The sequence below is a fragment of the Streptomyces laculatispora genome, from assembly GCF_017353455.1.
GTDB classification, from domain to species: domain Bacteria; phylum Actinomycetota; class Actinomycetes; order Streptomycetales; family Streptomycetaceae; genus Streptomyces; species Streptomyces laculatispora.
In genome coordinates this window covers 1-5,048 of the sequence record NZ_JAFMPZ010000375.1, presented here as the reverse complement: position 1 = coordinate 5,048, position 5,048 = coordinate 1, and the positions used below count along the sequence as shown (strand labels likewise).

At 71.9% G+C, this 5,048-nt stretch carries 6 protein-coding genes; 1 reads left to right on the top strand and 5 read right to left on the bottom strand.

Annotated elements, in window-relative coordinates:
* Nucleotides 1–72: 72 nt before the first annotated feature.
* Together J1C73_RS19555 and hisN are read right to left on the bottom strand one after the other, a co-directional pair.
* Nucleotides 73–474 (bottom strand): CBS domain-containing protein, encoded by a 402-nt coding sequence (locus tag J1C73_RS19555; RefSeq protein ID WP_207317546.1) that lies wholly within the window; start codon nt 472–474, stop codon nt 73–75.
* Between the two features lie 253 nt (nt 475–727).
* The gene (gene hisN, locus J1C73_RS19550) at nt 728–1,528 is read right to left on the bottom strand and encodes a histidinol-phosphatase (protein ID WP_123461540.1); all 801 of its coding nucleotides are present in this window, start codon (nt 1,526–1,528) and stop codon (nt 728–730) included.
* Nucleotides 1,529–1,650: 122 nt separating this feature from the next.
* Between hisN and J1C73_RS19545 the strand changes: the two genes are divergently transcribed.
* Nucleotides 1,651–2,280 carry a TetR/AcrR family transcriptional regulator gene (locus J1C73_RS19545; RefSeq protein WP_207317545.1) on the top strand — a complete coding sequence of 210 codons (630 nt, stop codon included), beginning with the start codon at nt 1,651–1,653 and terminating at the stop codon, nt 2,278–2,280.
* 11 nt (nt 2,281–2,291) lie between these two features.
* Here the strand turns inward: J1C73_RS19545 and J1C73_RS19540 are convergent, their stop codons facing one another.
* The 3 genes from J1C73_RS19540 to aroA form a co-directional block, all read right to left on the bottom strand.
* Nucleotides 2,292–2,615, bottom strand: a complete 324-nt coding sequence (locus J1C73_RS19540; RefSeq protein WP_207317544.1) for a DMT family transporter — start codon at nt 2,613–2,615, stop codon at nt 2,292–2,294.
* 97 nt (nt 2,616–2,712) lie between these two features.
* Nucleotides 2,713–3,729 carry a ribosome small subunit-dependent GTPase A gene (gene rsgA, locus J1C73_RS19535; protein ID WP_207317543.1) on the bottom strand — a complete coding sequence of 339 codons (1,017 nt, stop codon included), beginning with the start codon at nt 3,727–3,729 and terminating at the stop codon, nt 2,713–2,715.
* A 3-nt stretch (nt 3,730–3,732) separates the two neighbouring features.
* Nucleotides 3,733–5,048 (bottom strand): 3-phosphoshikimate 1-carboxyvinyltransferase (gene aroA, locus J1C73_RS19530; protein WP_207317542.1); only part of this gene is annotated, 1,316 nt, incomplete at its 5' end.

Below are 5,048 nucleotides of genomic sequence, written 5' to 3'. Positions count from 1 at the left end.
ACGACCGGTCCGGCCCCGCGCCCGCGTGTCCGCTGCCGTGCGCGGGGGCGGACCGGTCGTCCGCAGGGTCGTTCAGCCGACCAGCTCCACGGGGTGGCGCCCGGCCGGCGCCCAGCAGCGGATGATGTCGCGCACCGACACGACACCGACCGGACCGATGTCGTCCAGCACGATCAGATGCCGGAAGCCGCCGTGCGTCATGGCCATGGCCGCCTCCTCCAGGGTCCAGGCGGGCGCGGCGAAGACCACGTCGGTGGTGGTGTGGGTGGCGGCTGTCTCGACGTCGGGGTTCTGGCCCGATCCGACCGCGTTGAGGATGTCGCGCTCAGTGAGAATGCCGAGACCGCAGGTGTCCGGGTCGTGGACGACGGCTGCTCCGACACGGCGTACCGACATCAGCCGGGCTGCCTGGCGGAGGGTGTGGGTCGGGCCGATGGTGAGGACCACCGTGCTCATGGCGTCACGGACGAGCATGAAGGGAGCCACCTCCTTCGTGAAGCGACTGCGTGAGCCGTTTCACAAGTTCACAAGTGGGGGGACTCTTAGAGTCGCACTGTTGAGGGGCGGCAACAAGGGGTGGTGAAGATCGTTCGAGGGGCGTGCGGTGGTGCGGCACGCCCCTCGTGGTTCCGGCGCGCCCCCTGAGGCGTCCGGTATCGCCGTTGCTGTTCAGGCGGTTGGCCCGTACCGGCGGGGTTCTCTCCGGCGGATTCCGCTCGGGCCGGGGTCAGTAGCGCTGGTTCAGATATCCCAGCAGTTCGTGGTGGAGCGTCCCGTTCGAGGCCGCCGCGTTGCCGCCGCCCGGTCCGGAGACCCCGTCCAGGCTGGTGAACCGGCCGCCCGCCTCCTCCACGATGATCGCGTTCGCCGCCATGTCCCAGAGCGAGAGCTCCGGCTCGGCACAGATGTCGACCGATCCCTCGGCGACCATCATGTACGGCCAGAAATCCCCGTACCCGCGGGTACGCCAGCAGGCCCGGGTCAGATCCATGAAGCCGTCGAGCCGGCCCTGCTCCTCCCAGCCGGTCAGGGAGGAGTACGCGAGCGACGCGTCCGCGATGCGCTCCACCTTCGACACGTGCAGCCGGGACGCCGAGGTCAGGCTGCGGCCGGAGAACGCCCCCGCGCCCTTCGCCGCCCACCAGCGCCGGTTCAGCGCGGGCGCGGACACCAGGCCGACGACCGGCTGGAAACCGTCCTCACCGGCCTCCATCAGCGAGATCAGCGTCGCCCAGACCGGCACACCGCGTACGTAGTTCTTGGTCCCGTCGATCGGGTCGATCACCCAGCGCCGGGGGCCGGTCCCCTCGATGCCGTACTCCTCGCCCAGAATCGCGTCGCGTGGGCGGGCCCGGTGCAGGTGGCCGCGGATCAGCTCCTCGGCGGCCTTGTCGGCCTCGGTCACCGGCGTCATGTCCGGCTTCGTCTCGACCTTCAGGTCCAGAGCCTTGAACCGGTCCATCGTCGTCGCGTCGGCGGCGTCCGCCAGCACGTGGGCGAGGCGCAGATCATCGTGGTAATCGGGCATGACCGTCACAGTATCGACCGCAGGTGAACACAGCCACCAGGGCCCCGGACGCCGCCTGGACCCTTGACAGTGCGGGGGTGCGCGTCAACTCTGAAACACAGGCCCCGGCGTGGGAGGCAACGATGCCGACAGCGCGAGAAGCACTGCTGGACGCCGCCCACGCGGCCCTGGCCACCCGGCCCTGGCCGGCCGTGCGGATGGTCGATGTGGCAGCTGCCGCCGAGGTCTCCCGGCAGACCCTCTACAACGAGTTCGGCAGCAAGGACGGACTGGCCCGCGCCCTGGTCCGACGGGCCGCTGACGCCTATCTGGCCGGCGTCGAGCGGGCGCTGGGAACGGCCGGCGGCACCGGCGACAGACTGGCCGCCACCGCCGCCTGGACGGTCCGGGCCACCCGGACGAACGCACTGGTCAGAGGGTTGCTCACGGGTTGCTGGGAGGACCGGTTACCGCGCCCCGCCTGCTCCGCCCGCCCGGTCCGGCCGCCCGGCTCGCCCGTACCGGCGCAGCGCCGGGCCGACGCCGGACCGCCGACGCCCGCCGAGCTGCTCGGCCAGGTCAGGGACCGCGCGGTGGCCGCCCTGGACGGGGGACGCCCGCCGCACGACCCGGCGGCCCTGGCCGTGACCTGCGAACTCGCGCTGCGGCTCGCCCTGTCGTACGCACTGGTGCCCCCGCACCCCGAAGTGGCGGGGGACGGGGCGCCGCTGGTGCGGGATGTGGTGGAGCGGGCTCCGGATTCCGTGACGTGAGCCGGCCGGTCTCAGTGCGAGGACCCCGAGAGCTGGAGCCCGATCACGCCGAGGATCACCAGCGAGATCGAGACCAGCTTGAGCGTGGAGACCACGTCGTCGAGGAAGATCATGCCGTAGATGGCGGTCCCCGCCGCGCCGATGCCGGTCCACACCGCGTAGGCGGGCCCGACGTCGAGCTTCTTCAGCGACAGGGTCAGCAGACCGAAGCTGCCGAGCGCGAAGACGCAGAACGCGATGGTCGGCCAGAGCCGGGTGAAGCCGTGGGAGAGCTTCAGGCAGACGGCGAAGCCGGTCTCCAGAAGTCCCGCGACCACGACCAGCAGCCACGCCATCGTCAGTGCCCCTCCCGCGTCGGTGACCGCCTCGTACCGCTGGGCGTGATTCGTGATTATGCATTTACCAGTGGCGAGTGATCGCAAACGTGCGCGATCAGTCGCCTTCGCGTCGCTCCCGGGTGGAGAGCAGCCGGCGCAGCGAGTCCAGCCGGGCCGGATCGGCGTGCCCCTCCGCCACCCAGGCGTCCAGCGCGCATTCCGGTTGCAGGCTGTCGTGGGTGCAGCCGCGCGGGCAGCCCTCGGTGCCGGGCTGGAGGTCGGGGAAGGCGTGGATGACCCGGGACGGGTCGATGTGGTGCAGGCCGAAGGAGCGGACGCCGGGGGTGTCGACCACCCAGCCCCGGTAGTCCGGCAGCGGCAGCGCCAGGGCCGAGGTGGTGGTGTGGCGGCCGCGCCCGGTGACCGCGTTGACCACTCCGGTCGTACGCCGTCTGTCCTTCGGCACCAGGGCGTTGACCAGCGTGGTCTTCCCGACGCCGGAGTGCCCGACGAAGGCCGTGATCCGGTCGTGCAGCTGCTCGCGGACCCGCTCCGCGGCGTCGCCGTTCTCCAGCTCCTCGCGGTTGGTGACGATGAACGGCACACCCAGCGGGGTGTACGCCTCCAGCAGCTTGTCCGGGGAGGCCAGATCGGACTTGGTCAGCACCAGGAGAGGGGAGAGCCCGCCGTCGTACGCGGCGACCAGACAGCGGTCGATCATGCGCGGACGGGGTTCCGGATCGGCCAGCGCGGTGACGATCGCGAGCTGGTCGGCGTTGGCGACGACCACCCGCTCGAACGGATCGTCGTCGTCCGCCGTCCGGCGCAGCACCGAGCGGCGTTCCCCGATGCGGACGATCCGGGCGAGGGTGTCCTTGTCGCCGGACAGATCACCGACGATGGAGACGGTGTCGCCCACCACCGCGGCCTTGCGGCCCAGTTCGCGGGCCTTCATCGCGACGACCGTGCGGCCCTCGACGAGACAGGTGAGGCGGCCGCGGTCCACGGTGAGGACCATGCCGTCCTCGGCGTCCTCGTGCTTGGGGCGGATATGCGTACGAGGCCGGTTGCCCTTGCGGTTGGGGCGGACCCGGATGTCGTCCTCGTCGGGGTTCTTGCCGTAGCGGCGCATGTCTCAGGCCCCGAGCATTCGGGTCCACATCTGCGGGAAGTCCGGCAGGGTCTTGGCGGTGGTCGCCACGTTCTCGATCTCCACTCCGGGGACGGCAAGGCCGATGACCGACCCAGCGGTGGCCATCCGGTGGTCGTCGTACGTATGGAAGGTACCGCCGTGCAGCGGTCGCGGCCGGATGTGGAGGCCGTCCGTGGTCTCGGTGACCTCGCCGCCCAGCTCGTTGATCTCCTTGGTGAGCGCGGCCAGCCGGTCCGTCTCGTGCAGCCGCAGATGGGCCACGCCGCTCAGGGTGGAGGGGGAGTCGGCCAGGGCCGCGACCGCCGCGATGCCGGGGGTCAGCTCGCCGACCTCGCCGAGATCGACGTCGATGCCGTGGATCCGGCCGGAGCCGGTGAAGGTGAGTCCGTGCTCGGTCAGCTCGCAGCTGCCGCCCATGGCGGTGAAGATGTCGCGCAGCGCGTCACCGGGCTGTGTGGTGCGCAGCGGCCAGTCCGGCACGGTGACCCGGCCGCCGGTGACCAGCGCCGCGGCCAGGAACGGCTGGGCGTTGGAGAGGTCGGGCTCGATGGTCAGGTCCCGGCCGAGCAGTGCCGAGGGGGAGACCCGCCAGACGTTCGCTTCGCCGCCCGTCTCCGGCTCGTCGACCTGGGCGCCGACGGCTCGCAGCATGTCGACCGTCATCCGGATGTGCGGCATGGACGGGAGCCGGGCGCCGGTGTGACGCACCTCCACGCCCTGGTTGAAGCGCGGCGCCGACAGCAGCAGCGCCGAGACGAACTGGGAGGACGAGGACGCGTCGATCGCGACCGGGCCGCCGTCCAGCGCGCCGCCGCCGTGCACGGTCATCGGCAGCGAGCCGCGGCCGTCGTCGTCGATCCGGGCGCCCAGCACCCGCAGGGCGTCGATCACCCCGTTCAGCGGGCGCTCGTAGGAGCGCAGGTCGCCGTCGAAGTGGACCGGGCCGTCGGCGAGGGCCGCGACCGGGGGCAGGAAGCGCATGACCGTGCCGGCGTTGCCGACATCGATGGTGACCGGGCCGTGCAGACCGGCCGGGATGACCCGCCAGGCCTCGCCCGAGCCGTCCGGGCCGCCCGCGGCCGACGAGCTGGAGGACACCGTCTCCTCGATGCCGACGCCCATCGCGCGCAGCGCGTCGGCCATCAGCAGGGTGTCGCGGGAGCGCAGCGGGCGGCGCAGCCAGCCGGGCTCCGAGGAGAGCGCGGCCAGCACCAGCGCGCGATTGGTGACCGACTTCGATCCGGGCACGGTGACGGTCGCTTCGACGGCTCCGCTCGCGTGAGGGGCGGGCCAGAGGG

Bases quoted from the DNA above. Each gene is read 5' to 3' on its own strand.
- J1C73_RS19555 (WP_207317546.1), bottom strand. From the start codon at position 474: ATGCTCGTCCGTGACGCCATGAGCACGGTGGTCCTCACCATCGGCCCG.
- hisN (WP_123461540.1), bottom strand. From the start codon at position 1,528: ATGCCCGATTACCACGATGATCTGCGCCTCGCCCACGTGCTGGCGGAC.
- J1C73_RS19545 (WP_207317545.1), top strand. From the start codon at position 1,651: ATGCCGACAGCGCGAGAAGCACTGCTGGACGCCGCCCACGCGGCCCTG.
- J1C73_RS19540 (WP_207317544.1), bottom strand. From the start codon at position 2,615: ATGGCGTGGCTGCTGGTCGTGGTCGCGGGACTTCTGGAGACCGGCTTC.
- rsgA (WP_207317543.1), bottom strand. From the start codon at position 3,729: ATGCGCCGCTACGGCAAGAACCCCGACGAGGACGACATCCGGGTCCGC.